The organism is Stenotrophomonas sp. FR024 (assembly GCF_047500745.2).
GTDB lineage: Bacteria > Pseudomonadota > Gammaproteobacteria > Xanthomonadales > Xanthomonadaceae > Stenotrophomonas > Stenotrophomonas maltophilia_A.
This window is the reverse complement of the sequence record NZ_JAXAXM020000009.1, coordinates 52002-77800: the sequence shown is the minus strand read 5'-3', so window position 1 is coordinate 77800 and position 25799 is coordinate 52002. Positions and strand designations below refer to the sequence as shown.

Annotated in this window: 26 protein-coding genes and 1 riboswitch; of the genes, 13 read left to right on the top strand and 13 right to left on the bottom strand. The window is 68.0% G+C overall.

Annotation, left to right across the window (positions count from 1 at the left end; all coding sequences use genetic code 11):
• The 4 genes from ACMZ91_RS11830 to ACMZ91_RS11815 all read left to right on the top strand — a co-directional run bounded on the left by ACMZ91_RS11830 (position 1) and on the right by ACMZ91_RS11815 (position 4412).
• Positions 1 to 1770, top strand: a complete 1770-nt coding sequence (locus ACMZ91_RS11830; RefSeq protein WP_049461659.1) for a cytochrome c biogenesis protein DipZ — start codon at positions 1 to 3, stop codon at positions 1768 to 1770.
• Positions 1771 to 1784: 14 nt separating this feature from the next.
• Entirely contained in the window at positions 1785 to 2522 is a 738-nt protein-coding gene (msrA, locus tag ACMZ91_RS11825; protein WP_049424850.1) for a peptide-methionine (S)-S-oxide reductase MsrA, read from the top strand.
• A 204-nt stretch (positions 2523 to 2726) separates the two neighbouring features.
• Positions 2727 to 4175 carry an aminotransferase-like domain-containing protein gene (locus ACMZ91_RS11820; RefSeq protein WP_071227724.1) on the top strand — a complete coding sequence of 483 codons (1449 nt, stop codon included), beginning with the start codon at positions 2727 to 2729 and terminating at the stop codon, positions 4173 to 4175.
• Positions 4176 to 4214: 39 nt separating this feature from the next.
• Complete coding sequence (locus tag ACMZ91_RS11815; protein WP_049461855.1) at positions 4215 to 4412, top strand: hypothetical protein; 198 nt, start codon at positions 4215 to 4217, stop codon at positions 4410 to 4412.
• A 75-nt stretch (positions 4413 to 4487) separates the two neighbouring features.
• Here the strand turns inward: ACMZ91_RS11815 and bioD are convergent, their stop codons facing one another.
• Positions 4488 to 5171: a dethiobiotin synthase gene (gene bioD, locus ACMZ91_RS11810; RefSeq protein WP_049463380.1), complete on the bottom strand. Its 684-nt coding sequence runs from the start codon at positions 5169 to 5171 to the stop codon at positions 4488 to 4490.
• Positions 5172 to 5239: 68 nt separating this feature from the next.
• Between bioD and msrC the strand changes: the two genes are divergently transcribed.
• Both msrC and ACMZ91_RS11800 read left to right on the top strand, forming a co-directional pair.
• A complete protein-coding gene (gene msrC, locus ACMZ91_RS11805; RefSeq protein WP_005407940.1) occupies positions 5240 to 5722 on the top strand; it encodes a free L-methionine (R)-S-oxide reductase MsrC in 483 nt (160 codons plus the stop codon).
• Positions 5719 to 6081, top strand: a complete 363-nt coding sequence (locus tag ACMZ91_RS11800) for a TfoX/Sxy family protein (protein WP_032128727.1) — start codon at positions 5719 to 5721, stop codon at positions 6079 to 6081. The genes msrC and ACMZ91_RS11800 overlap by 4 nt, the downstream gene beginning before the upstream one ends.
• 91 nt (positions 6082 to 6172) lie before the next feature.
• Here ACMZ91_RS11800 and ACMZ91_RS11795 read toward each other — a convergent pair whose 3' ends face one another.
• Positions 6173 to 6751 carry a histidine phosphatase family protein gene (locus ACMZ91_RS11795; RefSeq protein ID WP_049462421.1) on the bottom strand — a complete coding sequence of 193 codons (579 nt, stop codon included), beginning with the start codon at positions 6749 to 6751 and terminating at the stop codon, positions 6173 to 6175.
• 142 nt (positions 6752 to 6893) lie between these two features.
• Positions 6894 to 7116, top strand: a riboswitch (cobalamin riboswitch).
• A gap of 115 nt (positions 7117 to 7231) precedes the next feature.
• On the opposite strand from ACMZ91_RS11795, the gene btuB reads away from it, so the two are divergent.
• Positions 7232 to 9076, top strand: a complete 1845-nt coding sequence (btuB, locus tag ACMZ91_RS11790) for a TonB-dependent vitamin B12 receptor (protein ID WP_049462423.1) — start codon at positions 7232 to 7234, stop codon at positions 9074 to 9076.
• A 128-nt stretch (positions 9077 to 9204) separates the two neighbouring features.
• Here the strand turns inward: btuB and gph are convergent, their stop codons facing one another.
• From gph to ACMZ91_RS11775, 3 genes are all read right to left on the bottom strand, one after another.
• The gene (gph, locus tag ACMZ91_RS11785; protein ID WP_049462426.1) at positions 9205 to 9873 is read right to left on the bottom strand and encodes a phosphoglycolate phosphatase; all 669 of its coding nucleotides are present in this window, start codon (positions 9871 to 9873) and stop codon (positions 9205 to 9207) included.
• 64 nt (positions 9874 to 9937) lie between these two features.
• Positions 9938 to 10729: a class I SAM-dependent methyltransferase gene (locus ACMZ91_RS11780; RefSeq protein ID WP_032128731.1), complete on the bottom strand. Its 792-nt coding sequence runs from the start codon at positions 10727 to 10729 to the stop codon at positions 9938 to 9940.
• Positions 10726 to 11655: a LysR family transcriptional regulator gene (locus tag ACMZ91_RS11775; RefSeq protein ID WP_032128732.1), complete on the bottom strand. Its 930-nt coding sequence runs from the start codon at positions 11653 to 11655 to the stop codon at positions 10726 to 10728. Before ACMZ91_RS11775 ends, ACMZ91_RS11780 begins: the two co-directional genes overlap by 4 nt.
• A 108-nt stretch (positions 11656 to 11763) precedes the next feature.
• Here ACMZ91_RS11775 and ACMZ91_RS11770 point away from each other — a divergent pair, with 108 nt between their 5' ends.
• Together ACMZ91_RS11770 and ACMZ91_RS11765 are read left to right on the top strand one after the other, a co-directional pair.
• A complete protein-coding gene (locus tag ACMZ91_RS11770; RefSeq protein WP_049462428.1) occupies positions 11764 to 12402 on the top strand; it encodes an NAD(P)-dependent oxidoreductase in 639 nt (212 codons plus the stop codon).
• Between the two features lie 85 nt (positions 12403 to 12487).
• Positions 12488 to 13399, top strand: a complete 912-nt coding sequence (locus tag ACMZ91_RS11765; protein WP_049462430.1) for an MBL fold metallo-hydrolase — start codon at positions 12488 to 12490, stop codon at positions 13397 to 13399.
• Positions 13400 to 13690: 291 nt separating this feature from the next.
• On the opposite strand, the gene dinB is transcribed toward ACMZ91_RS11765, so the two are convergent.
• Positions 13691 to 14785 (bottom strand): DNA polymerase IV, encoded by a 1095-nt coding sequence (dinB, locus tag ACMZ91_RS11760; protein WP_049463455.1) that lies wholly within the window; start codon positions 14783 to 14785, stop codon positions 13691 to 13693.
• A gap of 191 nt (positions 14786 to 14976) precedes the next feature.
• Between dinB and fabA the strand changes: the two genes are divergently transcribed.
• On the top strand, positions 14977 to 15492 hold the full coding sequence (fabA, locus tag ACMZ91_RS11755; RefSeq protein WP_049463456.1) for a 3-hydroxyacyl-[acyl-carrier-protein] dehydratase FabA: 516 nt from the start codon (positions 14977 to 14979) through the stop codon (positions 15490 to 15492).
• On the top strand, positions 15492 to 16700 hold the full coding sequence (fabB, locus tag ACMZ91_RS11750; protein WP_049424825.1) for a beta-ketoacyl-ACP synthase I: 1209 nt from the start codon (positions 15492 to 15494) through the stop codon (positions 16698 to 16700). Before fabA ends, fabB begins: the two co-directional genes overlap by 1 nt.
• 207 nt (positions 16701 to 16907) lie before the next feature.
• On the opposite strand, the gene ACMZ91_RS11745 is transcribed toward fabB, so the two are convergent.
• From ACMZ91_RS11745 to ACMZ91_RS11735, 3 genes are read right to left on the bottom strand one after another with little or no spacing between them, the layout of a single operon-like run.
• Entirely contained in the window at positions 16908 to 17591 is a 684-nt protein-coding gene (locus ACMZ91_RS11745) for an HAD family hydrolase (RefSeq protein ID WP_049463457.1), read from the bottom strand.
• Positions 17588 to 18289 (bottom strand): pseudouridine synthase, encoded by a 702-nt coding sequence (locus tag ACMZ91_RS11740; protein WP_049463458.1) that lies wholly within the window; start codon positions 18287 to 18289, stop codon positions 17588 to 17590. Before ACMZ91_RS11740 ends, ACMZ91_RS11745 begins: the two co-directional genes overlap by 4 nt.
• Complete coding sequence (locus ACMZ91_RS11735) at positions 18286 to 19350, bottom strand: class I SAM-dependent methyltransferase (RefSeq protein ID WP_032128737.1); 1065 nt, start codon at positions 19348 to 19350, stop codon at positions 18286 to 18288. Before ACMZ91_RS11735 ends, ACMZ91_RS11740 begins: the two co-directional genes overlap by 4 nt.
• 156 nt (positions 19351 to 19506) lie before the next feature.
• Between ACMZ91_RS11735 and ACMZ91_RS11730 the strand changes: the two genes are divergently transcribed.
• Positions 19507 to 19770 carry a hypothetical protein gene (locus tag ACMZ91_RS11730; protein ID WP_005407925.1) on the top strand — a complete coding sequence of 88 codons (264 nt, stop codon included), beginning with the start codon at positions 19507 to 19509 and terminating at the stop codon, positions 19768 to 19770.
• 160 nt (positions 19771 to 19930) lie between these two features.
• On the opposite strand, the gene ACMZ91_RS11725 is transcribed toward ACMZ91_RS11730, so the two are convergent.
• Positions 19931 to 20221, bottom strand: coding sequence for a DUF3247 family protein (locus tag ACMZ91_RS11725; protein ID WP_049463459.1), 291 nt, complete (start codon positions 20219 to 20221; stop codon positions 19931 to 19933).
• A gap of 43 nt (positions 20222 to 20264) precedes the next feature.
• Positions 20265 to 22253, bottom strand: coding sequence for a hybrid sensor histidine kinase/response regulator (locus ACMZ91_RS11720; RefSeq protein WP_032128739.1), 1989 nt, complete (start codon positions 22251 to 22253; stop codon positions 20265 to 20267).
• Between the two features lie 244 nt (positions 22254 to 22497).
• Here ACMZ91_RS11720 and ACMZ91_RS11715 point away from each other — a divergent pair, with 244 nt between their 5' ends.
• Positions 22498 to 23061, top strand: coding sequence for a DUF3016 domain-containing protein (locus ACMZ91_RS11715; RefSeq protein WP_049463461.1), 564 nt, complete (start codon positions 22498 to 22500; stop codon positions 23059 to 23061).
• 281 nt (positions 23062 to 23342) lie between these two features.
• On the opposite strand, the gene alr is transcribed toward ACMZ91_RS11715, so the two are convergent.
• Positions 23343 to 24413: an alanine racemase gene (alr, locus tag ACMZ91_RS11710; RefSeq protein ID WP_049463462.1), complete on the bottom strand. Its 1071-nt coding sequence runs from the start codon at positions 24411 to 24413 to the stop codon at positions 23343 to 23345.
• Positions 24392 to 25696: a D-amino acid dehydrogenase gene (locus tag ACMZ91_RS11705; protein ID WP_032128742.1), complete on the bottom strand. Its 1305-nt coding sequence runs from the start codon at positions 25694 to 25696 to the stop codon at positions 24392 to 24394. Before ACMZ91_RS11705 ends, alr begins: the two co-directional genes overlap by 22 nt.
• Between the last annotated feature and the right edge of the window lie 103 nt (positions 25697 to 25799).

Below are 25799 nucleotides of genomic sequence, written 5' to 3'. Positions count from 1 at the left end.
ATGCTGCTGTTGCTGCTTGCCTATCTGGGGGGCGCGCTGACCCTGCTCAGTCCCTGCATCCTGCCGGTGCTGCCGTTCGTGTTCGCGCGTGCCGATCGCCCGTTCCTGCGCAGCACGCTGCCGTTGCTGCTGGGCATGGCGCTCACCTTCACCGTGGTCGCCAGCCTGGCTGCGGTGGGCAGCCAATGGGTGGCGCAGGCCAACCAGGTTGGACGCTGGATCGCCCTGCTGCTGATGGCGTTGTTCGCGGTCGCCCTGCTCTGGCCGCGGCTGGCCGACCATCTGCTGGCGCCGTTCCAGCGTGTGGGTGCACGCCTGAGCGCGCGTGCCGATGCCGCTGATGCTGCTGGGCATGGCGGCGCATGGACCTCGCTGTTGATCGGCATCGCCACCGGCCTGCTGTGGGCACCGTGCGCCGGGCCGATCCTCGGCCTGGTGCTGACCGGTGCTGCCCTGCATGGCGCCAGCGTCGGTACCAGCACCCTGCTGCTTGCCTATGCATCGGGTGCGATCACCGCGCTGGCGCTGGCGGTGTGGGTCGGCGGCCGCGTGTTCCGTGCGCTGCAGGCGCGGCTCGGCCTCGGCGATGTCCTGCGCAAGGTGCTGGGTGTAGCCGCGCTGCTGGCCGTCGTGGCGATCGGCCTCGGCTGGGATACCGGCCTGCTGACCCGCCTGTCCACGGTCAGCACCGCGCGCATCGAGCAAAGCCTGCTGGACGCAGTGCCCGGCGCGCAGCCGGCGGCACCGCCGATGATGATGATGGCCGGCGCCAATGCAGGTGCCGATGCACCGCTGCCGGTGGAAGGCGCCCTGCCCGCGCTGGATGGTGCCACCGGCTGGCTCAACAGCCCGCCGCTGAGTGCACAGCAGCTGCGCGGCAAGGTGGTGCTGGTCGATTTCTGGACGTACTCCTGCATCAACTGCCTGCGCGCGATGCCGTTCGTGCACGAATGGGAGCGCCGCTACCGCGACCACGGTCTGGTGGTGGTCGGCGTACACACGCCGGAGTTCGCGTTCGAGCGTGACCCACGCAACGTGATGAAGGCGGTGCAGCAGCTGAAGGTCGAGTACCCGGTGGCGCTCGACAACCAGTACACGATCTGGCGCGCCTTCAACAACCGCTACTGGCCGGCACAGTACTTCGTCGACGCGCAGGGCAACATCCGCGGCCATCAGTTCGGCGAGGGCAAGTATGCGCGCTCGGAACAGATGATCCGTCGCCTGCTGACCGAAGCCGGGCAGACCAACCTGCCACCACCGGCCGATCCCGCTGCCGCCGACCTGAAGGGCGTGGCCGTGCAGGCCGACATGGGCAACCTGCGTTCGCCGGAAACCTACCTGGGCCACGCCCGCGCCGAGCAGTTCGCCTCGCCCGGCGGGCAGCGCAGCGACACCGCGTTCGACTACAACCTGCCGGCCACCCTGGCGTTGAACCGGTGGGGACTGTCGGGGCGCTGGACCGTTACCGACGAAGCTGCGCAGCTGCAGCAGGCCGGTGGCCGCATTGCATTCCAGTTCCATGCGCGCGACCTGCACTTGGTGCTGGCACCGAGCGAGGACGGCAAGCCAGTGCGCTTCCGCGTCTGGCTGGATGGCAAGCCGCTGCCCATCGCCGATGCCGGCAGCGATGTCGGCGCCGATGGCAGCGGCGTGGTCAACGAACACCGCTTGTACCAGCTGGTGCGCCAGCGCGGCGCGGTCGGCCCGCATCGCTTCGAGATCGAATTCCTCGATGCGGGCGTGCAGGCCTATGCCTTCACCTTCGGTTGAAACGGGAGCACACGATGAAACTCTCTTTTGAACAAGGTATCGCCGCCGGTGTCGCCGGCTTGGTAGCTACTGCATTGATCGCTGGCGTGCTGCTGGTCGACCACGGCGCAGTCGCGGCACCGCTGGAAGCCAGCGCGCAGGCCAAGGCACTACCGGCGCCCAGCGGCGACGCCGCGTTCCGCGATGACGCCACCCATGCCAGCGTGGTGTTCGCCGGCGGTTGCTTCTGGGGCGTGCAGGGCGTGTTCCAGCACGTCAAAGGCGTGAGCAATGCGGTGTCCGGCTACATCGGTGGCAGCGCGGCCAATGCGCGCTATGAGCGCGTCAGCGGTGGCCAGACCGGTCATGCCGAGGCGGTGAAGATCGACTACGACCCGCGCCAGGTCAGCTATGGCCAGCTGATGCAGGTGTTCTTCTCGGTGGTGCACGATCCGACCCAGCTCAATCGACAGGGGCCGGACCACGGCAGCCAGTACCGCTCGGCGATCTTCAGTGATGACGCACGCCAGCAGGCGGCCAGCCGCGCCTACATCGCCCAGCTCGGCCAGGCCGGCAGCTACCGCGCACCGATCGTCACCCAGCTGGTCAGCGGCCAGCACTTCTACCCGGCCGAGAGCTACCACCAGAACTACATGACCAACTACCCGCAGGCGGCCTACATCCGCTACTACGACGCACCGAAGCTGGCTGCACTGGGCAAGCAGTTCCCGGCGCTGTACCGGCGCGACGCGGCACTGGTGCCGATGCGGTAACGACCCGGGTAGTGCCGACCGCTGGCCGGCTCCTGCGGATCTGGGGATCGCCGGCCAGCGGCCGGTACCACCTCCAAAAAAAGACGCACGGCCATCCAGCCGTGCGCTTGGGAAGTATCGGCCGTGCCCCGATCAGGCCCGTCCGACAACGACATGCTAGGCTCGCCATCATCATGGGTACAGAACCAGATGGCGGGAAGTTCGATGGATACAGATAACCAGAGCGCGATGATCCCACCCCGCTACCAACGGCTGTCCGATGAACTGGCCGAAGCCATCCACGGCGGACGTCTCCCGGTCGGCAGCCGCCTGCCTTCACTGCGGCAGATGGCCCTGCAGCGAAGGCTCAGCCTGAACACGGTGATCGCGGCCTATCGCCAGCTGGAGGACGCCGGCCTGGTCATTCCGCGGCCAAAGGCCGGCTTCGAGGTGGCGCCGCGATTGTCGGTGCCAGAGCGTTCGCTGCGTGATACCCCGTCCGCACCCACCGCACCACTGCAGCAGGTGCTGATGGCGCGCGTGCTGGAGGCACAACGTCGCTCCGGAGTGATCGACCTGGCCTTCGCCGGTCCGCGCGGGCGCCAGTTCTATCCGGGCGCGCAGCTGGCCCGGCATACCGCGCAGGTGCTGCGGCACGGCCAGCAGACAGTGGAATCCTACGCGCGCCCGAACGGCTCCCCCAGGCTGCTGGCGCAGATCGTGCGTCGCGGTCCACGCATGGGCCTGCACACCCATAGCGAGCGGCTGCTGCTGACCCACGGCGCGATGGAGGCCCTGCAGCTGGCACTGCGCGCGGTCACCCAGCCCGGTGATGCGGTGGGCATCGAGGCGCCGTCCTACTTCAACCTGTACCCGTTGCTGGCCAACCTCGGCCTGCAGGCCATCGAGCTGCCCACCCACCCGCAGCACGGCCTGGATGTCGATGCACTGGAAGCGATGCTGGAGCACACGTCGCTGGCCGCACTGGTGGTGATGCCGACCGTACACAATCCGCTGGGCTGTACCATGCCGACACCCGCCAAGCAACGCCTGGCCGAACTGGTCAACGCGCGCCAGCTACCGCTGATCGAAGATGCGGTGTATGCCGAGCTGCAGTTCTGCGAACCGCCGGCGCCCTTGCTGAAGGCCTTCGATCGCGATGGCTGGGTGATGGTGGTCGGTGGGTTCTCCAAGACACTGGCACCGGATTACCGTATCGGCTGGCTGGATGGCGGCCGCTTCGCCGAGCGCATCGCGCTGCTGAAATTCCAGTCCACCGGTGGCGAGCCTCAACTGCTCGGCGATGCGGTGGCGGCGTATCTGGAAGCCGGAAGCTACGAGCATCACCTGCACCGCATGCGCCGGCTGTACCGCGAACAGGTGGGACGGCTGCGCCAGCTGGTGGCCGAACACTTCCCGGCCGGCACCCGTGCCACCGAGCCGCAAGGCGGCTTCCTGCTGTGGCTCGAACTGCCGGGCGTGGATACGCGTGAGCTGTTCGAACGTGCGCTGGTAGAGGACATCGTGTTCATGCCCGGCCAGGTGTATTCGCGTGGTGCGCGTTACCGCCACTGCCTGCGGCTGTCGTGCTGCCAGACCTTGGATGCGCGCTTCATCGGTGCGGTGGAGCGGCTGGGTGCGATCGCGCGGGAGCTGGCGGCTGCAGCACGGTAACGCCGGCCGCTGGCCGGCAACCTCGGGATCGCCAGGTGGATGCAGTTGCCGGCCAGCGGCCGGCACTACCTAGGATCACTCAAGCAGGTGCACGCCCAGCGCCGCGTGTACTCGCGCGGCGCGCGCTATCGCCACTGCCTGCGGCTGTCGTGCTGCCAGATGCTGGATGCGCGCTTCATCGGCGCGGTGGAGCGGCTCGGTGCGATCGCGAAGGAGCTGGCAGCTGCAACACGGTAGTGCCGGCCGCTGGCCGGCAACCTCGGGATCGCCGGGTGGATGCAGTTGCCGGCCAGCGGCCGGCACTACCCAGGATCACTCGAGCAGGTACGCCGACAGCGCTTCGCCATCCTCTCCCGGCAGATACGGCAGCCGCCCCCAGCACGGCATCGGCAGGCGCTGCTGCAACGTCGCGATGTTCTCATCCTGGCGCTGCATCACCGGGTCGATGTGGTTGCCGATCCAGCCCAGGCACTCCACGCCGCTGGCCTGCAGCGACTGCGCAGTCAGCCGTGCGTGGTTGACGCAGCCCAGCCGCATGCCGACCACAAGTACTACCGGCAGATGCAATGCACGCACCAGGTCGAGCTGGTCGAGCGTGGCCGAGACCGGCGCCAGCCAACCGCCAACGCCCTCCACCACCACGACATCGGCCTGAGCACGCAGGCGCGCGAACGCTGCCACGATCGGCGCCAGTTCCACCTGCACGCCATCCTCGGCAGCGGCCAGCTCCGGCGCCAGCGGTTGCCGCAGCGCGTACGGATTCAGGTCGGCATAGACCGGCACCGGCCAACTGGCCGCCTGCAGCGCCAGCGCGTCCTCGTTGCGCAGGCCCTGCCCCAGGTCTTCGCTGCCGCTGGCCACCGGCTTCATGCCAACCGCGCGCAGGCCGCGCCGGCGCAGTGCATGCAGCAGCGCGGTGCTGGCCGCGGTCTTGCCGATCTCGGTATCGGTGCCGGTGACGAACAGGGCAGGCGGCAGCGTGGCGGGCAACGGCATCGATAAGCTCCAGCGGGGCAACAGAGCCTGCATTATCGCCGGCCCGGCGCGCTTGCTAGACTGCGGGCATGTTCGCCAATGCCTCGCTCACCGGCAGCAAGCCGGAACAATACGCCCAGCTGCTGGAACAGGCCCGCGGCCTGGTCTACGCCGAGTCCGACCGCATCGCCAACGCGGCCAACCTCTCCGCGCTGGTCTATCACGCTCTGCCCGACCTGAACTGGGTGGGCTTCTACCTGTACGACGGCAAGGAACTGGTGGTCGGGCCATTCCAGGGCCTGCCGGCCTGCGTGCGCATCCCGCTGGACAAGGGCGTGTGCGGTGCCGCCGCCAGCCAGCGCGTGACCCAGCGCGTGGAGGACGTCGATGCCTTCCCCGGCCACATCGCCTGCGATTCGGCCTCGCGCTCGGAACTGGTGGTGCCGTTGCTGCGCGGCGATGAACTGATCGGCGTGTTCGACATCGACAGCCCGAAAGTCGGCCGCTTCGATGCCGACGACCAGGCTGGCCTGGAAGCCATCGCCCGCGTGTTCGTCGAGGCGCTGGGATGAGCGCACCGAAGCTGCGCAACATCGGCCCGAAGAGTGCGGCGTGGCTGCGTCAGGTCGGCCTGCGCAGCCGCGAGGATCTGGTTGCGATCGGCGCGGTCGGCGCCTTCGTCAAGGTCAAGCGCGCCGGCTTCAAGCCCAGCCTGAACCTGCTCTATTCACTGGAAGGCGCGCTGCTGGACTGCCATTGGCAGGAACTGAGCGAGCCGCAGCGTGAGGCACTGGTGCAGGATTACGAAGCGCGCATCGCTGCGCATCCGCTGAAGGCGGCCGGCCCCGCTTCGGGCCCGGTGCATGAGCAGCGCTTCGATGCTGACGACGACGCTGAGGACAGCGTGGCCGAGCGCGCGGACGAGGATTGAGGCCTCCGCGTTCCTGGGGATGCCGGCCAGCGGCCGGCACCACCACTGCGATGCGGGATCGGTAGCGCCGGGTCATGCCCGGCGAGTGCGGTCAGGGCTGCTGCAGCTCCTGCAGTTCGCCCACCAGCCCGACCTCGCCGCGCTCCAGCCACACCCGCAGGCGTGTGCCGTGGTCAATACGCAGGGCCCAGCACAGCGACATCGGCAGGCCGCAGACCTGCGACAGCACCATGCGCAGCGGGCCGCCGTGGCTGACCACCAGCGTCGGCACCGGATCGTCATCATCAAGCAGGCGATCCAGCGCGCGCGCGATGCGCCGCTCGAAGTGGCCCCAGCTTTCGCCGTTCGGCGGCGGGAATGCATGCGGGTCGGCATGGAAGGCCGCCAATGCGTCCTCCGGCAGGTCGAACAGCGACTGCCCGTCCCAATCGCCGAAATCCAGCTCTTCCCATTCCTCGTCCGCTTCCACGTCCAGCCCGCGCGGCGTGGCCAGGGCCATCGCCGTGTGCAGCGAGCGCAGCCGCGGCGAACTGATCACCCGCTCCCAGGGCTGCGCAGCGTAGGCGTCGACCAGTTCCTGCGGCAGGCGGGCCAGCTGCGGTGGATCGCTGCGGCCATCGAGGAACTCATCGCGACCGTTGCCGGCATGGCGGACCAGGTCGAGGATCATGCGTGCGTCCTGTACAGGCAACGCGGGAACAGCGGAAAACGGGCGGACATCGGCAACGGCACCACGGGATCGAGGGACCATTCTAAGGGCACAGCAAAGGCAGTCGAGCACGCTCGACGCTACGGGCCGCCTGCGATGCCGTAGACTGCGCGCACTTCCAGGTGACCTGCGGCCACGGCCGGCAGGTTGAAACGGGAAGCCGGTGACGCGTGATTCCACGCCAGGCCGGCGCTGCCCCCGCAACGGTAAGCACGTCAGTTCCAGGCAACAACGCCACTGTGCCGCAGGCATGGGAAGGCGCCTGGACGGTGGCCTCGCGCCACCCGGCGGCAAGCCCGGAGACCGGCCAGGAAGCCTCAGGTCGCGATGCGGTGGGCATGGCGCTGGATGACCGCAGCCTGCGCTGCGGCGTCGGCGCATGCCTGCCTTCGCGGCTCCTCCCCTTCGCCACGCGGGCGTGCGTGGCACCTGGAGTCCCCCATGAAGCTGCAGTCCCGAATGCTGTCCCTGGCCGTGCTGGCCGCCCTGCCCGCGCTGGCCCAGGCCGCCGATGACACCACCGCGCTCGACCAGATCCTGGTCACCGCCACCCGCACCCCGATCGCCCTGCAGGACAGCATCGCGCCGGCCCAGGTGATCGACCGCGCGCAGATCGAATCCAGCCAGGCCACCTCGCTGCAGGAGCTGCTGCGCGGCCGCGCCGGCATCAACCTGACCAACTCCGGCGGCCTCGGCAAGCAGAGCTCGCTGTTCCTGCGCGGCACCAACTCGGGCCACACCGTGGTGCTGGTGGATGGTGTGCGCATCAACAGTGCCGACCTCGGCCTGGCCATGTACCAGGACCTGCCGCTGGCGCAGATCGAGCGCGTGGAAATCGTGCGCGGCCCGCAGTCCAGCCTGTACGGTGCCGACGCCATTGGTGGCGTGATCCAGATCTTCACCCGCCGCAACCAGGGCGATTTCGCTCCGCACTTCCAGCTCGGCGGTGGCAGCAACGGCCTGCGCGAAGCCAGCGGCGGCATCGGCGGTGGCACCGAACGCGGCTGGTTCGGCGCCGACATCGCCTACCAGCATTCCGACGGCATCGATGCCTGCCGCGGCTCCGCCTCGGTGTTCACCGCGGGCTGCTTTGCCGACGAGCACGACCGCGACGGCTACCGCAACCTGTCCAAGAGCCTGCGCGGCGGCTACAGCTTCAACGACCAGTGGACCGTGGAAGGCAGCGCACTGCGCGCCGACGGCAAGAACCACTACGACGGCTACTACAACTACTCGGAGACCCGCCAGCAGGTGCTGGCCGGCAAGGTGCGCTACACCCCGTCTGAACGCCTGGCTTTCACAGCCAACGTCGGCCGCAGTGACAACGAGTCGGACAACTTCGGCGACTTCGGCGCACGCGGCAGCGCGCAGACCCACCGCGACAGCGCCTCGCTGCAGGGTGACTTCACCTTGGCCGAAGGCCAGCTGTTGAGCACCGGCGTGGACTGGAGCGAAGACAACCTGGATGGCAGCAGCGCGGGCTACCTCGTCGACAGCCGTCGCAACACCGGCGTGTTCGTGCAGTATCAGGGCCGCTTCGGCCGCCACCAGCTGCAGGCCAGCGCACGCAACGACGACAACCAGCAGTTCGGCAACCATGCCACCGGCAGCGTGGGCTGGGCGATGGAACTGGAGCACGGCCTGCGCGTCAATGCCAGCTACGGCACTGCGTTCAAGGCGCCGACCTTCAGCGACCTGTACGACCCGTGGAGCGGGGTGCCGACGTTGAACCCGGAGAAGTCCAAGAGCGCCAATCTCGGTGTTTCGCAGCAGGGCCAGGGCTGGCATTGGGGCCTGGATGTGTACGAGACCCGCATCGATGACCTGATCACCTACGATGCGTCCACGATGAAGATGCAGCAGGTGGAGAAGGCGCGCATCCGCGGTGCCGAGCTGACCGGTGGCGTGCTGTTGGCCGGTTTCGACATCAACGCGCAGCTGAGCTACACCGACCCGCGCAACCGCACCCATGGCAGCACCCAGTTCGACAACTGGCTGCCGCGCCGTGCGCAGCAGACCGCGCGCCTGGACGTCGACCGCCGCTTCGGCGATTTCCGCGCCGGCCTGACCGTGCAGGGTGCGGGCAAGCGCTATGACGATGCGGCCAACGCGGTGAAGGTCGGTGGCTACGGCACGCTGGACCTGCGCGCCGAGTACGCGCTGACGCCGTCGTGGTCGCTGCTGGCGCGCGCCGCCAACGTATTCGACCGCACGTATGAAACCGTGGCGTGGTTCAACCAGCCGGGCCGCGAGTACCAGCTGAGCGTGCGTTACCAGCCGAAGTGACCGCGACGGTCATGGTAGTGCCGGCCGCCGGCCGGCAACATCATGACCTTCGACAGCGCATCGCGGGTTGCCGGCCAGCGGCCGGCACTACCCATTGCGTCGGCCCGGTTACCGCCCGGCGACCGGCGTTATCCGTTGCACCAGCCCTGCAACCCCGGCAGTTCACGCAGGTCGTCGATCACCGCCACCGCATGCGCGGTGGCCAGGTCCAGGCCGCGCGGATAGCCGTAACGCACCAGCGCGATCGGCATGCCTGCATCTTCGGCGGCACGGTAGTCGGTCAACGAATCACCGACCATCAGGCACGCCTCTACAGGCAGCCCGAAGTGCGCGGCGATATGCCGCAGCGGTTCACCACTGGGCTTGCGCTGCGGCAGGGAGTCGCCCCCCAGCACCAGCGCGAACGCATCACCGATGCCCAGATGCTGCAGCAGCGGTGGCACCAGCGCTTCGGGCTTGTTGGTGCAGATCGCCAGCGGCACGTTGCGCGCACGCAGTTGCGCCAGTGCTTCAGCCACGCCATCGAACAGACGCGGGCTGCGCAGCAGGCACTCACGGTAGTGCACCATGAACACCGGCATCACTTCGGCCAGGTCCACCTCGCGGCCGGCCGCATGCACGGCCTGTTCGACCAGGCGGCGCACACCGTCGCCGATCCAACCGAGCACCGTGGTTTCCGGCACGCGTGCCACACCGATGTCCTCCAGCGTGCGGTTCAGTGCTTCGGCGATATCAGCTGCGCTGTCGACCAGCGTGCCATCAAGGTCGAACACGACCAGCGGATAGGGATACGACAAGGGACGGCACCTGCATGACGTGGGGCCGTCCATTGTACGCCGCAGGTTTTTGCGCCGATCCGCCTCAGCCGATCCGGCGCGCGCGGGTCGCCAGGAAGGTGGGCAGATAGCGATCGATCAGGAATCGCGGCTGCGGCTGCCAGTCTTCCATGAAGCGATCGATGATGAAGCCGGCATCGAGCTGCCCACCGATCAGTTCGGTCAGGCTGTGGCCGAAGGTCAGCGCGTCACCCCGTGCCAGCTTCGCCTCGCGCTCGGCCGGCGCCAGGTCTTCCAGGTCCGAATAGGGAATGGCGTACTGTGGCCGGATCAGGCCCTGTGCATCCAGCTGCGGATCGCGCGCGCCGACGAACAGCACCGGGTTGTAGAAGCTGGCCATCAGCATGCCATCGCGTGCCAGCACGCGGCGGCATTCGGTCCACACCGGGCGCACATCAGGCACGTACAGGTTCGAGATCGGGTGGAACACCACATCGAAACTGTCGTTGGCAAACACGTGCAGATCGCGCATGTCGCCCTGCACGGTGCGCAGCTGCAGGCCATCGCGCGCGGCGACCCTGCGGTCCTGTTCCAGCTGCCCGTCGGAGAGATCGAACACGGTGACGTCAGCGCCCGCAGCGGCCAGCACCGGTGCCTGCTGGCCACCGCCTGAGGCCAGGCACAGGATGCGACGGCCGCGCACATCACCCATCCAGTCCAGTGGCAACGCGCGGGGCGTCAGGTGCACCTGCCAGCGGCCTTCGCGCGCGGCGGCAATCGTTGAACTTTCCACCGGGCGCGACCATTCGCGCACTTCGCTGGCCTGGCGGTCCCAGGCAGCACGGTTGTGGTCGATCAAGGCCTGTCCATGGTTCATGTGTTCTCCTTGCCCGGTGGGCGCCAATCCAGATCCTGGAAGGCCGGGCTGGCGAAACACTCGCCCAGGAAATCCAGGAATCGCCGCATGATAGCGGGCTGCTGGCGCCGTGACGCGTACACGGCATGAATGCCGAGTTCGTCCAGGCTGAATTCGGGCAGCAGTTCGATCAGCTCGCCACTGCGCAGCAGCGGCGCCACCTGGTAGGTCGGCAGCATGGCGATGCCGGCACCGGCGCGCACCGCCTCCAGCAGCAGCGAGGCCTCGTTGGCGCTGATGTTGCCACCCACCGCCACCGACAGCGAACGACCGTCGCGGTGCAGCTGCCACAGGCTCTTGCCGACGTAGTGGTGGGTCAGGCAGTTGTGCGCGGCCAGGTGCTCGGGAGCGGTCGGTGTGCCACGCGCCTGCAGGTAGGACGGCGTCGCGCACAGCACCGAACGGCAGGTGGCCAGCCGCCGCGCGATCAGGCTCGGGTCGATCTGGCGGGCGATGCGCACCGCCAGATCCACGCGCTCTTCCACCAGGTTCACCGTGCGGTCGACCAGCAGCAGCTCGATGCGCGCCGCCGGATGGCGCGCGACGAAGCCAGCCACCGCCCGTGCCAGATGGCTCTGCCCGAACGAGACGCTGGCGGTCACCCGCAACGTGCCATGCGGCTCGGGATCATCGCTGGCCAGTTCGCCCTGCAGTTCTTCACCGATCGCCAGCATCTGCCGGAAGCGCGCCAGTGCCGCCTCTCCAGGACCGGTCAGGCTGACCCGGCGCGTGGTCCGGTGCAGCAGCCGTGCGCCCAGCCAGCCCTCGACCTCGGCCAGGTAGCGGCTGACCATCGCCCGCGACATGTCCAGCACCTCGGCGGCGGCGGTGAGGCTGCCGCGCTCGGCCACCTCGACGAAGACGGTCATGGCGGTCAATCGGTCCATATGCTCGATCCATGCAACAAACAAGCGCGTTATACGCTGTTTTTCGATCAACTGCAGCAGCCTAGAGTGGCCCCATTCCCACCCCACACCGCCCCACGGAGTCCTGCCATGAAGATCGCCCTCGTTGGTTCCACCGGCAACATCGGCCGCCAGATCGCCCGCCACGCGCTGGCCCGCGGCCACGAACTCACTGTCATCGTACGCAGCGCGCAGGACCTCCCGGCCGAGCTGGCCGGTGCCCATCCGGTGATCGCCTCGCTGGATGACCAGGACGCGCTGGTTGCCGCCATCACCGGCCACGACGTGCTGGCCAGTGCCTACGGCCCGCGCCCGGGCGATGACATCGGCCGCGTCGGCGAGGTCGCCGCGCAGCTGGCCGCCGCCGCACGCAAGGCCGGCGTGCCCCGCCTGGTGGTGGTCGGTGGCGCCGGCAGCCTCGAAGTCGCACCCGGCGTGCAGCTGGTCGATACCCCCACCTTCCCGGAGGCCTACAAGCCGTACGCACTGGCCCACCGTGAGGCGTTCAACCGCCTGCAGGCGGTGGATGACCTGGACTGGACCTTCTTCTCGCCGGCCGCCGAAATCGGCCCGGGCGAAGAGCGCGGCCAGTACCGCGTACAGCCCAAGGCCTTCCTGGCTGATGCCAGCGGCCACAGCCGCATCAGCTACGCCGACTACGGCGCGGCGTTCGTCGCCGAGCTGGAAGCGCACCAGTACCCGAAGCAGATCATCACTGCGGCGTACTGATGCCAGGCCGCCGGGCATGGCCCGGCGCTACCCACCTGTGAGCCAGGCCCACGCCCGGCTCGCCGTCCGCCACAAGGAATGCCCCATGCGTACCGCTGCCCTGCTGCTCCCCCTCGCCCTGGCCGCCAGCTTCACCAGTGCGCCACTGCTCGCCGCGCCGGCCGCCGCGGCGCCGGCCACGGCCACGAAATCCCAGCTGCACCTGCAGACCTTCCATCCCGGCCCGCAGGCGATGTTCTCGGTGTCCTCGGTGCTGATCGAAGGCCGCCACGACGCGATCCTGGTCAATGCGCAGTTTGGTGCCAGCGACGCGCGCAAGCTGGTCGAGCTGATCCGCACCAGCGGCAAGCAGCTGACCACCATCTACATCAGCCACGGCGATCCGGACTACTACTTCGGCCTGGCCACGCTGCAGGACGCGTTCCCGCAGGCGCGCGTCGTCGCCACTGCGCAGACCGTCGCCCACATCCAGCAGACCCAGGCCGGCAAGCTGGCCTACTGGGGACCGAAGATGGGCGCCGACGTGCCGGCGCGCATCGTGGTGCCGCAGGTGCTGGACGGCGATGCCCTGCAACTGGAAGGCCAGCGCCTGCCGCTGATCGGCCTGGATGGACCCACGCCGGACCGCACGGTGCTGTGGGTGCCGTCGCTGCGCGCGATCGTCGGTGGCATTCCGGTGGTGGCCGGTGAACACGTGTGGATGGCCGACACGCAGACGCCGAAGTCGCACACCGACTGGCTGCAGACCCTGCAGCGGCTGCAGGCACTGAAGCCGAAGGTGGTGGTGCCGGGGCATTACGCGCCGGGTGCGGCGTTGGATGCCAGTGCGCTGCGCTTCACCTCGGACTACATCCGCGCGTTCGATGTTGAGGCGGCAAAGGCGAAGGACAGTGCGGCGCTGGTGAAAGCAATGCAGGCGCGGTACCCGAAGCTGGCGGGCGTGGAGTCGCTGGAGCTGAGTGCGAAGGTGGCCAAGGGCGAGATGCAGTGGCCATGAGGTAGGGAGTTTTCTTTTGCAGGGCTGCGCCCTGCACCTGCTCAATGCAACGGCAACAGCCGAAGCAACAGCTGGCTATCCGTGGGATGGCGAGGTGGGTCCGGTTGCGGGGGACGCCGTGAATCCGTCCATGGAGGCTCGGTCGCGCCATCCATGGCGCTCACGCCCCCGCAACCGGACCCACCCCGCCTTCGACAGTTCTCTGCGATCTGCCTGGATGGCATGTCTCCGCAACCTGTCTGGATGGCATGACCTGCTCTTGGTAGGTGTCGACCTTGGTCGACACGAAGATCAGCTACGTGGGGACTCGTTCGGCCCGTGCTCGAACAGTTCCCCCTGCACCACCGGCTCCTTTTCGCGGAAGCCACCGAGTCCGACACCCACCAGCCGGTAGCGGGTCTCCGCCGGCAGGTCGACGCGGGCGCGCAGGGCCAGGGCGATGTCGCGCAGTTCTTCCATCGATTCCGGCGGGCGCTCCGGGGTGAAGCTGCGGGTGAGGATGCGGAACTGCGCGGTCTTCAGTTTCAGCACCACGGTGTGGCCGACGCGTTCGGTCTTGCGCGTGGCATTCCAGGTTTTCTCTGCCAACTGCACGATCGCCTCCCCCAGGTCTTCCAACGGCAGGTCTTCGGCGAAGGTGTCTTCGGAGGAAATCGACTGCACCTGTTGGTCCGGCTCCACCGGCCGCTCGTCGATGCCGCGTGCGCGGTTGTACAGGCTGCGGCCGAAACTGCCGAACGCCTCTTCCAGGTCGATCAGTGCCCACTGCCGCAGGTCGCCGCAGGTGACGATGCCGCGCGCGGCCAGCTTGCCTTCCATCACCTTGCCGACGCCGGGCACGCGGTTCACCGGCAGTGGCAGCAGGAAGGCGTCCACCCGCTGCGGTGGAATCACGAACTGGCCGTCGGGCTTGCGCCAGTCCGAGGCGATCTTGGCCAGGAACTTGTTCGGCGCGATCCCGGCTGAAGCAGTCAGGTTCGTTTCCTCGCGGATCTGCGCGCGGATGGTGCGGGCGATGTCGGTGGCCAGTTCAATGCCACTCTTCGGCTCGGTCACGTCCAGATAGGCCTCGTCCAGCGACAGCGGCTCGACCAGGTCGGTATGGCGCAGGAAGATCGCGCGTACCTGCTGTGACACCGCCTTGTAACGCGCGAAGTCCGGCGGCACGAAGATCGCGTCCGGGCACAGGCGCTCGGCACGCACGGCGGGCATCGCCGAACGCACGCCGAACACGCGCGCCTCGTAGGACGCCGCACACACCACCGAGCGGGCACCCCGCCATGCCACGACCACCGGCTTGCCGCGCAGTGACGGATCGTCGCGCTGCTCCACCGACGCGTAGAACGCGTCCATGTCAACGTGGATGATCTTGCGCAGTCGGGTCATGTCAGGTGGGAAAGGCGGGGCCGGGCCGGGTGGGCCACACGCCGAAGTATGGTCGTTGCACATCAACAGGATGCGCGTATTCCCTTGAAAACACTACGGTTGCGTACGGTTGAAATGTTTGATCGGCGCAGTTTCCACGGGCATCCTCGAGCGCTTGTTTCCCTGTTTCCCCGCTTCCAGGATTGTGCTTCATGACCCGTCTCCACGCGTTCAACCGCGAACAGCTGCTGGCCAGCGCACGCGGTGAACTGTTCGGCACCGCCGCCGGCCGTTTGCCCAACGATCCGATGCTGATGTTCGACCGCATCACCGACATCCGCGAGGACGGCGGACCGCATGGCAAGGGCATGGTACGCGCCGAACTGGATATCCGCCCGGACCTGTGGTTCTTCGGCTGCCACTTCACCGGCGACCCGGTGATGCCCGGCTGCCTCGGCCTGGATGCCATGTGGCAGCTGACCGGCTTCTTCCTGACCTGGCTGGGCGCCCCCGGCAAGGGCCGCGCACTGGGCTGCGGCGAGGTGAAGTTCACCGGCCAGGTACTGCCGGAGGCCAAACTGGTGCGCTACGAGATCGACATCAGCCGTGTCATCAACCGCAAGCTGGTGATGGCCCAGTCGGACGCCCGCATGTACGTGGATGACCGCGAAATCTACAGCGCGCGCGACCTGCGCGTCGGCCTGTTCACTGAAACCGGGAGCTTCTGATGCGTCGCGTCGTCATCACCGGCATGGGCATCACGTCCTGCCTCGGCAATGATCTGGATACCGTTTCGGCTGCGCTGCGCGAAGGGCGCTCGGGCATCACCGCCCTGGCCGACCACGCCGAAGCGGGCCTGCGCAGCCAGGTAGGCGGTCGCGTCGACCTCGACCTGGAGGCGCTGATCGACCGCAAGCAGAAGCGCTTCATGAGCGATGCGGCGGCCTTCGCCTACCTGTCCATGCGCGATGCGATCGCCGATGCCGGGCTCAGCCCCGAGCAGGTCAGCAACCTGCGCACCGGCCTGATCGCCGGTTCCGGCGGCGGCTCCAGCGAATGGCAGATCGGCGCAGTCGACCTGCTGCGCGAACGCGGTGTGCGCAAGGTCGGCCCGTACATGGTGCCGCGCACGATGTGCTCGACGGTCTCGGCCTGCCTGGCCACGGCCTACCAGATCAAGGGTGTCAGCTACTCGCTGTCGGCCGCCTGCGCGACCTCGGCGCACTGCATCGGCGCCGCCGCGGACATGATCCGCCATGGCGCGCAGGACATCATGTTCGCCGGTGGCGGTGAAGACCTGCACTGGTCGATGAGCGTGATGTTCGATGCGATGGGTGCGCTGTCGACCAGCTTCAACGAGACCCCGGCCAGCGCCTCGCGTCCATACGACAAGGACCGCGACGGCTTCGTCATCGCCGGTGGCGGCGGCATGCTGGTGCTGGAGGACTACGACCACGCGGTTGCGCGCGGTGCGCACATCCATGCCGAGCTGATCGGCTATGGCGTGACGTCCGATGGCGCCGACATGGTCGCGCCGTCCGGTGAAGGCGCGGTGCGCTGCATGAAGATGGCGCTGCAGGACGTCGATCGTCCGCTGGACTATCTCAACACCCACGGCACTTCCACGCCGCTGGGCGACGTCACCGAGCTCAACGCGATCCGCGAAGTGTTCGGCGATGCGGTGCCACCGCTGTCCTCGACCAAGGCGCTGTCCGGCCATTCGCTGGGTGCGGCCAGCGTGCATGAGGCGATCTACTGCCTGCTGATGATGCGCGATGGCTTCGTTGCCGGTTCGGCCAACATCGGCGAACTGGACCCGAAGGTGGAAAGCTTCCCGATCCTGCGCGAGAGCCGCGAGCAGAAGCTGGATACGGTGATGTCCAACAGCTTTGGCTTCGGTGGCACCAACGCTGCACTGGTGTTCGGGCGGGTGTGATGGGGCAGGTGTGCCGACCAACGGTCGGCACCCGTAGAGTCGAGCTTGCTCGACTGCATTGAAAAGCGTGCCAACCAAGGTTGGCACCTACCGGGGCGTTTGGGCGTGCCAACCAAAGTCGGCACCTACCAGGGCGTTTGGGCGTGCCAACCAAGGTTGGCACCTGCCGGGGCATTGGGTGTGCCGACCCACGGTCGGCGCCCACCGTTACCTCGGCAGCAGCGGCAGCAGCAGCGCGTGCGCGTCCACCAGCGAGCCGACGATGCGGTGACCCAGTGCGCGCAGCTCTTCATCCGGATGCACCAGGTCCGGCACCTGGATCACGGTCATGCCGGCAGCCAGCGCTGCACGCGTGCCGGCCGGTGAGTCTTCCAGCGCCAGGCAGCGCTCGGGCACCTGGCCCAGCCGCTGCGCGGCCAGCAGGTAGATATCCGGCGCCGGCTTCGGCCGCGCCACATCACCACTGGTGATCACGGCATCGAAATACGGCAGCAGGCCGGCAGCGGCCAGCTTGCGGTTGGCCCGCGGCTGCCGCGTGGTGGTTGCCACCGCGCGCGGTACCGCGTGCGCTTTCAGCAGCTCCAGCAGCTCCAGAATGCCCGGACGCAGCGGCAGGCCGGTCTGTGTGCGTGCTTCGTACAGCTCATGGCAGCGTGCGGCCACCGCTTCGATCACGCTGTCCTCGATGCCCTGCGCACGCAGCAGCGCGTGCGTGTCACGGTCACCGAGGCCGACCATGCGCAGGAACACCGCCTCGTCCAGGCCCAGTCCGAACTCGTCGGCGGCCTCGCTCCAGCAGGCCAGCGAGACCCGCTCGCTGTCGATCATCAGGCCGTCCATGTCAAAGATGACGGCGTCGGGCAGGAACGGCAGCGCAGCGATGGTGGTCATGGAGCGAACAGCGTATCCAGATCGGTGGAGGTGAGCTGCCGCCATTGCCCCTCGTCCAGTCCCTGCAGGTCCAGCCCGCCGACGCGGCTGCGGTGCAGGGTCTGCACGTGGTTGCCGGTGGCGGCGAACATGCGGCGTACCTGATGGTAGCGGCCTTCATGCAGTACCAGGCGTGCGCGACGCGCATCCAGCACTTCCAGTTCAGCCGGCAGCAGGGGGGTCTTCTCGGACTCCAGCATCAGCGTACCGCTGGCGAACAACGCCACTTCGTCGCCGCGCAGGTCGTCGCTCAGTTCCACTTCGTAGACCTTGGGCAGCTTCGACTTCGGCGAGATGATCCGGTGCAGCAGGCCACCATCCTCGGTCAGCAGCAGCAGGCCGCTGGTCTCGCGGTCGAGGCGGCCCACGGTGGACAGCACCGGATCGCGGTCACGGAAGCGCGGCGGCAGCAGGTCGTAGATCAAGCGGCCGGTGTCCTTGGTCGAACAGGTGTAGCCGGCCGGCTTGTGCAGCGCGATCGACAGCCCCACCGGCGGGTCCAGCGGCTCGCCGTCGACCCGGATCGCCTCGTGCGGCACCTGGTCGTCGGCATACAGCACCTCGCCGTCGGCGTCGGTGACGCGGCCTTCGCGGAACATCCACTGCACCTGCTTGCGGCTGCCATAGCCCAGGTTGGCGATGAGCTTGACCAGCTTCACTTGCCCTTCCCCTTCACCGCTTCCACCAGCTTGAAGCCATCACGCTCGGCGATCACGCGCACCGCGCCAAAGCTCTCGTTGAGCGTGTACTCGTACGGCAGGTGGCGGTTGGCCACCACGTACAGGCGTCCGCCCGGGCGCAGCGCCTGCGCGGCCACGGCGATGAAGCGCTGGCCGATGTCCGGGCGATCGGCGCGCGACGGCGTGTGGAACGGCGGGTTGCTGATGATGACGTCGTAGCCCGGTTCGATACCCGCGGTGACGTCCTGCCACAGGAAGCGCAGCGGCAGCGCGCGCGGCGGCGGCGCCAGGTTCAGTTCGGCCAGGGCCAACGCACGCTGCTCGGCTTCGTACAGATCCAGCGCGGTGATCTTCGGGCAGCGTTCCAGCAGCTCGCGCGACAGGTAGCCATAGCCCGCGCCGAGGTCGGCGGCACGCCCGGCCAGGTCGGCCGGCAGGTGCTCGGCCAACAGCGCCGACGCCGGGTCGATGCGATCCCAGGCGAACACGCCCGGGCGGCTGAGGAAACGGCCGCCGACGATCGGCCGCACCGCATCCAGTGCCGACCAGCGCTTGGCCAGGTCGGCGTCGTGCTGGCCCTGCATCGGGGCGGTCCAGTACACGCGACAGTGGTTCTTGGTCAGGCTGCCGCCGAGGCCGGTCAGTTGCTTGAGGTCACCCTCGCCCGAACGTGCACCTTCGTTGTTGGACTGGCAGGCGACGATGCGGCCGCCGTCGGCGACCAGCGCCAGCGCGCGCGCGAACAGGGCACGGGCCTCCTCGCGCTGGCGCGGCGGCAGCACCAGCACCAGCGGGTAGCGGCCCTTGCCGGCCACATCATCCAGCTGGCCGCTGACGGTCCAGCCGGCGGCCTGCTGCAGCGGCTGCGCGAACGGGGCAAAGCTCTGCTCGCAATGCACTTCGCGGTTGCCGGCCACTTCGCGCAGCGGCCAGCCGTCGCGGGCACGCAGGAAGGCCACCGGGCCCTCCGGCCAGCGCAGGGCGCCTTGGGAGAACGGCAGGAACAGGGTCTGCAGGGGGGCGTCGTCGCTGGAGGCCATCGGCGCGGGTACTTCAAGCGTGAGGGCCGTCCATTGTACCGGCTTGGCCGGGCCGGCCCCGGCGGCCGCTTTGCGAAACCCGAACGGGGCCTTGATCTGCCAGCAACATTGAAACGTTCAGGGTAGAGGCTCCCCCGGAAACCCAGGAGAACCTGCATGCGAGCCTTGTTCGTCGGTGGCGTGGTCGACAACAGTGAAATGGACCTGGAAGGCAGCCATCCGCCCGTGCATTACCCCGAGGACACCGGCGGTGGCCACTCGCGCTACCGGCTGCACCAGGTCGGCCATGGTGCCGACGGAAGCGTGGCCTATGCGGTGTACGGCGCACCGGACCTGGCCGACGACGAGGTGGCGAGGGTGGCGGAAGAACGCGCCTATGCGCGCCGGTTCGAGGCGACGCCTACGTTGTTCGAGCATTGATCCCAACAGCCACGCATGGCGTGGCTCTACTGCAACCTCTGGAAAATCCACGCTGTGCGTGGACGGCATGAGGCCTGGCCGATGACGAGGTCACGCACATCCATGCGTGGCCCTTTCCAGTAGATCCACGCCATGCGTGGATGGGGTTGGCAGGTTGCCGTCAGACCCTGGGCGGCAACCTGCGGATGCTGGCGATCTCATCCAGCCACACATGGTGCTGCTGCACCGGCGTGTCGTAGTCATCCAGGCGCAGCTGGCCGTTGCTGCCTTCGTCGCCGGCCTCGTTGCGGTATTGCTGCACCGTCGGTTTCACGGCGACGGTGCCGAGCAGTCGGCGACCATCGTGCAGGGTCAGTTCCACCTGCGTTTCGCCTTCCAGCTGCGGCAGCAGGGCTTCCAGGCGCGCGATCTGCGCCGGATCGGTGTGGATGCGGGGAGCTGTACGGGACATCGGCGACCTCCTGCGTGCAGGGTCGCCGATCGGCCGTGAATGCTCAGTGCAGCGCGCTGTCCGCGCGTGGCACCTGCACTTTGCGTACCGCAGCCACCAGCTGTGCCACCGAGTACGGCTTGGCCACGTGTTCCTGGAAGCCCGACGCCAGCGCTCGGCGCCGGTCATCGGCACGTGCCAGCGCGGTCACGGCAACCGCCGGCAGGGTCATCGCATCCACGCCCATGTCCTCGCGCAGCGTGCGCACCAGGCCATAGCCATCCATGCCCGGCATGCCGATGTCGGTCAGCATCACGTGGTACTGCAGGTGCCCGGTATCGGCCAGCAGCGCCAGCGCTTCACCGGCCGAGCTGGCTGCCGACACGCTTGCGCCCTGCTCTTCCAGCATGCGCCGCAGGTACTCCAGCACTTCCGGCTGGTCTTCCACCGCCAGCACGTGCATGCCACGCAGCGGATACGGCTCGACGATCACCGGCTCCAGGATCGGTCCGCTGATCACTTCGCGCAGCGGCCGCCGTTCGGCATCGGGAATGTGCTGCGGCAGGCGCACGGTGAAGGTGGCGCCGTGGCCATGGCCCTCGCTGGCGGCGGCGACGGTACCGCCATGCAGTTCGACCAGCTGCTGCACGATTGCCAGACCCAGGCCGAGGCCGCCATGCCGTCGGGTGGTGGTGCCATCGGCCTGGCGGAAGCGGCTGAACAGATGATTGAGGAATTCGGGCGCGATGCCGTCGCCGGTGTCGCGCACGGTGATCACCCAGTGGTTGCCGTCGGCCTGCAGCTGCAGATCGATGCGGCCTTCGGCCGGGGTGAACTTGATCGCATTCGACAGCAGGTTCCACAACACCTGCTGCAGGCGGGTGGCATCGCCCAGCACCAGGCTGGGCTGCTCCGGCAGCTGCAGGCTCACGTCCAGCGCCTTGCCTTCGGCGACCAGCTCCTGCGCGCCGATGGCTTCGCCCAGCAGGTCGCGCAGATCCAGTATCTCCACCTCCAGCTGCACCTTGCCCAGCAGCATGCTGCTGAGGTCGAGCATGTCCGAGATCAGCCGCTTCTGCGCACCGGCGCTGTTGGCGATCACGTTCAGGCCCTTGTACAGCGGGCTGGTGTTGTCCACGCGCTGCAGCAGCAGTTCGCTCCAACCGAGGATGGTGGTCAGTGGCGTACGCAGTTCATGCGACAGCGTGGCCAGGAACTCGTCCTTCAGCCGCGCCATGTTCTCGGCTGCGCTGCGCGCGGCACGCTCGGACTGCAGCAGCTCCTCGCGGGCCAGTTCGATCTCGCGGCGTTCGGTCACGTCCGGGCTGCTGCCGGCCAGGCCGATGAAGCGGCCCATCCGCGAGAAGCGCGGACGCGCGTTCATCTCCAACCAACGCCAGTCGCCATCGGCGCGTCGGGCCCGCACCAGCGCATGCATCGACCGCTGCGCCTTCAGCGCTTCCTGCAGTTCGTACTCGAACACCGACGCATCGTCCGGGTGCACCAGGCCACGCCAGACATCTTCCGGCACGCGCGTCTCGTCGCCGCCGAAGAACTCACTGAAAGCGCTGTTGACGAAACGGGCATGGCCGCGCTCGTCGAGCACCCACACCGGCATCGGCAGGCCATCGGCCAGCGCACTGAAGCGGGCTTCGCTTTCGCCCAGCTCCACTTCCATCTGCTTGCGCGCGGTGATGTCGAAGAACAGGATGCCGACCTTGTCCTCACCCGGGCGGCCCACGCGCACCGCATCCACCGCGAACGAGCGGCCCAGCGCACGCGCTTCCATCTCGAACTGTGCCGGCCGGCCACTGCGGGCAACTTCGCCGTAGATGCGGAACCAGTCTTCCTCGTGGCCCGGTTCCAGCGCCGTCATGCGCTGGCCACGCGCATCCTTCAGGCCGGTGTGGCGCTCGAATGCGTCGTTGACCTCGATGAAACGATAGTCGACCGCACGATCGCCCTCGAACAGCACCTGGATCACGCAGAAACCGGCGTTGATGCGCTCAAGCACGCCATGATGCAGGTCGGGTTCGGGCGCCGGCACCATCATCGGTGGGCGCTCCACGAGGGGCGGCAGTGTGGACAAGGGCGTCAGTGCAGGCCGGGTTGGAGGCACAGCATCTTCCAAAGGGCGTATTCACAGCGTCAAGCGCCGTCAGTCATGGTTGACGACGATGAATTGGCGGCAACCACTCTTGCGCATGACGCAATCTGCCATTGCGGCGCCCCGGCCGCAGGATCACACTCGATCTGTGATCAACATCGTCCCCATCGCGGGGACGCAGGAGACCGTCATGAAACGCTCACTCGCGATTGCCCTGCTGGCAGGCGCCCTGGTGGCGGGCGGCGCCGCCGCTGCACCGCGCACCGTGACCGATGCGGACGCGCCACGTGCGTTGCAGGCCGATGGCCCGGTCAGCGTGAAATGGGAGGACCCGGCCAAATTCACCGAGATCCGCCAGAGCACCAACCGCTTCGAGGCCGAGCGTGGCGACTGGGTACAGCAGCTGGCACGCTACCTGCAGACCACCGCCGCCAAGCCGCTGCAGCCTGGGCAGACCCTCGATGTGACCCTGGTCGACATCAAGCGCGCCGGTGACTACGAGCCGTGGCATGGCCCGCGTGGCCGCGACATCCGGATCATGCGTGACATCTACCCGCCGCGGATCAGCCTGCAGTACACGTTGAAGGACGCCAGCGGCCGTATCGTCAGCGAGGGCGATGTGCGCCTCAGCGATACCGGCTACCTGCACAACCTGGGGCTGAAGAGCGACAGTGATCCGCTGCGCTACGAGAAGCGCCTGATCGATGACTGGGTGAAGCGGCAGCTGGCCAGCCAGGCCACCGCCGCGCGATGATCCCGGGCGGCGCGACTCACCGGTAGGTGTCGACCTTGGTCGACACGCATTCAAAGCGCCGACCAAGGTCGGCCGCTACCAGTGCCGAGCACGCCGACCAGTCCCTACCGGTAGGTGTCGACCTTGGTCGACACGCATTCAGAGCGCCGACCAAGGTCGGCCGCTACCAGAGCCGTGCGCGCCGACCGGTCCCTACCGGTAGGTGTGGACCTTGGTCGACACGCATTCACAGCGCCGACCAAGGTCGGCCGCTACCAGAGCCGTGCACGGCCAGCGTTCGGTCAGTCCTGATAGACCTTCGCCACGCGCTTGACCGCGCAGGGCAGCTGGTACGCACTCACGCCGCAGCGCGGCGCCAGTTCGGACAGCGTCGGTGCACTGCCCCACAGTTCCACCACACTGCCGATGCCGGCCTGCGCGTGCGCGGTCAGGTCCACGGTCAGCATGTCCATGGACACGCGCCCGATCAGGGCACCGGGCTGACCATCGATCAGCGCCGGGGTGCCATTCGGGGCAAACTGCGGATAACCGTCGGCATAGCCGAGCGCGACCACGCCCACGCGGGTGCGTGCCTTGGCCACGAAGCGCGCGCCATAGCCCACCGGCTCACCGGCCTCGATCCAGCGTTCGGCGATCACCTTCGACTGCATCGTCATCACCGGGCGCAGGCGCTCGGTCAGCGCGGTGTTGTCAGGCAGCGGATTGGCGCCGTACAGCATCAGGCCCGGGCGCACCCAGTCGCTGCGTACATCTGGCCAGCCCAGCAGCGCCGGCGAGTTGCACACGCTGGTCTCGCCATCGAGGCCGTCGATGGCCCGCGCGAACGTCGCCGCCTGCTCGTGGGTGCGTTCGCTGTCCAGTTCGTCGGCACGCGCCAGGTGGGTCATCAGCACGATGCGTTCGACCTGCGGCAGCGCCAACAGGCGTGCATGCGCCGCGCGGAAGCTGTCCACGTCCAGGCCGAGGCGATGCATGCCGCTGTCCAGCTTCAGCCACACCGTCAGCGGGCGCGGGCTGTCGAACGCGACCAGGGCTTCCAGCTGCCACGGCGAGCCCACCGCGAACCAGAAATCGTGTTCGGCCACCAGCGCCATGTCGCTGGGCTCGAAGATGCCTTCCAGCAGCAGGATCGGCGCACGGATGCCGGCCTGGCGCAGTTCCAGCGCCTCTTCGATGGTGGCCACGCCGAAACCATCGGCCTCGCCTTCCAGTGCCTGCGCACAGCGCACTGCGCCGTGGCCATAGGCATCGGCCTTGATGATCGCCAGGGCCTTGCCACCGCCCAGTTCACGGGCGAGCCGGTAGTTGCTGCGCAGGGCGCCCAGATCGATCAGCGCGCGGGCAGGACGCATGTGCGGTTCTCTTGTTGCGGCGCGTGACCGTACTGGCCGTAGCGGAAAATATCCAGGCCTTCGGTGCTGATCTGCGGCTGGCGCGCGCTCATCAGGTCGGCCAGGTAGCGGCCCGAGCCGCACGCCATGGTCCAGCCCAGCGTGCCGTGCCCAGTGTTGAGGTACAGGTTGCGGAACGGCGTGGCGCCGATCACCGGCGTACCGTCCGGCGTGGCCGGGCGCAGGCCGGTCCAGAACTGCGCGCGCGACAGGTCACCGCCCTTCGGGTAGAGATCGCTGACCACCAGCTCCAGGGTCTCGCGACGGCGCTGCGACAGCGACAGGTCGAAGCCGGCCACTTCGGCCATGCCACCGACGCGGATGCGGTCGTCAAAACGGGTCACCGCCACCTTGTAGCTCTCATCGAGGATGGTCGAGGTCGGCGCCATCGCCGGGTCGGTGATCGGCAAGGTCAGCGAGTAACCCTTCAGCGGATACACCGGCAGGCGCATGCCCAACGATGCGACCAGCGCCGGCGAGTAGCTGCCGAGCGCGACCACGAAGCGGTCGGCGGTTTCCAGCTTGCCGTCGATGCGTACGCCGGTGATGCGGTCGCCATCGAATTCCAGGCCGGTGATGTCCTGGTCGAAACGGAACTCGACACCGGCATCCACGCACATCTGCGCCAGGCGGCGGGTGAACAGCTGGCAGTCGCCGGTCTGGTCACGTGGCAGGCGCAGCGCGCCGACCAAGCCATCGACATGGGCCAAGGCCGGTTCGGCCTGGATGATGCCGGCGCGGTCCAGTACCTCGTACGGCACGCCGTACTGGGCCAGGATCTCGATGTCCTGCGCCGAGGCATCCAGCTGCTGCTGGGTGCGGAACAGCTGGGTGGTGCCCAGGTCGCGGCCTTCGAACTCGATGCCGATCTGCGCGCGCAGCTCGTTCAGGCAGTCGCGGCTGTACTCGGACATGCGCACCATGCGCGCCTTGTTGATCGCGTAGCGCTCGTGGGTGCAGTTGCGCAGCATCTGCCACAGCCAGCGGTACTGGGCCAGGTCCATGCCCGGCTTGATCGCCAGCGGCGCATGCTTCTCGAACAGCCAACCGATGGCCTTCTTCGGCACGCCCGGGGCGGCCCACGGCGAGGTGTAGCCGAACGACAGCTGGCCGGCATTGGCAAAGCTGGTTTCCAGCGCCGGGCCGGGTTGGCGGTCGATGACCGTGACTTCAAACCCGGCCTGTCGCAGGTACCAGGCACTGGTGGTGCCGATCACGCCGCTGCCGAGAACTAGGACTCGCATGGGACTTCTCCAACCCGATCATTCCCTGCACTGGAGCGTGCCGGGACCATAATTGGGGAAGTATAGACAGCCATTCCCAGTTGATTTGCCTGATTTGCGATCA

Bases quoted from the DNA above. Each gene is read 5' to 3' on its own strand.
- ACMZ91_RS11830 (WP_049461659.1), top strand. From the start codon at position 1: ATGCTGCTGTTGCTGCTTGCCTATCTGGGGGGCGCGCTGACCCTGCTC.
- msrA (WP_049424850.1), top strand. From the start codon at position 1,785: ATGAAACTCTCTTTTGAACAAGGTATCGCCGCCGGTGTCGCCGGCTTG.
- ACMZ91_RS11820 (WP_071227724.1), top strand. From the start codon at position 2,727: ATGGATACAGATAACCAGAGCGCGATGATCCCACCCCGCTACCAACGG.
- ACMZ91_RS11815 (WP_049461855.1), top strand. From the start codon at position 4,215: ATGCAGTTGCCGGCCAGCGGCCGGCACTACCTAGGATCACTCAAGCAG.
- bioD (WP_049463380.1), bottom strand. From the start codon at position 5,171: ATGCCGTTGCCCGCCACGCTGCCGCCTGCCCTGTTCGTCACCGGCACC.
- msrC (WP_005407940.1), top strand. From the start codon at position 5,240: ATGTTCGCCAATGCCTCGCTCACCGGCAGCAAGCCGGAACAATACGCC.
- ACMZ91_RS11800 (WP_032128727.1), top strand. From the start codon at position 5,719: ATGAGCGCACCGAAGCTGCGCAACATCGGCCCGAAGAGTGCGGCGTGG.
- ACMZ91_RS11795 (WP_049462421.1), bottom strand. From the start codon at position 6,751: ATGATCCTCGACCTGGTCCGCCATGCCGGCAACGGTCGCGATGAGTTC.
- btuB (WP_049462423.1), top strand. From the start codon at position 7,232: ATGAAGCTGCAGTCCCGAATGCTGTCCCTGGCCGTGCTGGCCGCCCTG.
- ACMZ91_RS11780 (WP_032128731.1), bottom strand. From the start codon at position 10,729: ATGAACCATGGACAGGCCTTGATCGACCACAACCGTGCTGCCTGGGAC.
- ACMZ91_RS11775 (WP_032128732.1), bottom strand. From the start codon at position 11,655: ATGGACCGATTGACCGCCATGACCGTCTTCGTCGAGGTGGCCGAGCGC.
- ACMZ91_RS11770 (WP_049462428.1), top strand. From the start codon at position 11,764: ATGAAGATCGCCCTCGTTGGTTCCACCGGCAACATCGGCCGCCAGATC.
- ACMZ91_RS11765 (WP_049462430.1), top strand. From the start codon at position 12,488: ATGCGTACCGCTGCCCTGCTGCTCCCCCTCGCCCTGGCCGCCAGCTTC.
- dinB (WP_049463455.1), bottom strand. From the start codon at position 14,785: ATGACCCGACTGCGCAAGATCATCCACGTTGACATGGACGCGTTCTAC.
- fabA (WP_049463456.1), top strand. From the start codon at position 14,977: ATGACCCGTCTCCACGCGTTCAACCGCGAACAGCTGCTGGCCAGCGCA.
- fabB (WP_049424825.1), top strand. From the start codon at position 15,492: ATGCGTCGCGTCGTCATCACCGGCATGGGCATCACGTCCTGCCTCGGC.
- ACMZ91_RS11745 (WP_049463457.1), bottom strand. From the start codon at position 17,591: ATGACCACCATCGCTGCGCTGCCGTTCCTGCCCGACGCCGTCATCTTT.
- ACMZ91_RS11735 (WP_032128737.1), bottom strand. From the start codon at position 19,350: ATGGCCTCCAGCGACGACGCCCCCCTGCAGACCCTGTTCCTGCCGTTC.
- ACMZ91_RS11730 (WP_005407925.1), top strand. From the start codon at position 19,507: ATGCGAGCCTTGTTCGTCGGTGGCGTGGTCGACAACAGTGAAATGGAC.
- ACMZ91_RS11725 (WP_049463459.1), bottom strand. From the start codon at position 20,221: ATGTCCCGTACAGCTCCCCGCATCCACACCGATCCGGCGCAGATCGCG.
- ACMZ91_RS11720 (WP_032128739.1), bottom strand. From the start codon at position 22,253: ATGATGGTGCCGGCGCCCGAACCCGACCTGCATCATGGCGTGCTTGAG.
- ACMZ91_RS11715 (WP_049463461.1), top strand. From the start codon at position 22,498: ATGAAACGCTCACTCGCGATTGCCCTGCTGGCAGGCGCCCTGGTGGCG.
- alr (WP_049463462.1), bottom strand. From the start codon at position 24,413: ATGCGTCCTGCCCGCGCGCTGATCGATCTGGGCGCCCTGCGCAGCAAC.
- ACMZ91_RS11705 (WP_032128742.1), bottom strand. From the start codon at position 25,696: ATGCGAGTCCTAGTTCTCGGCAGCGGCGTGATCGGCACCACCAGTGCC.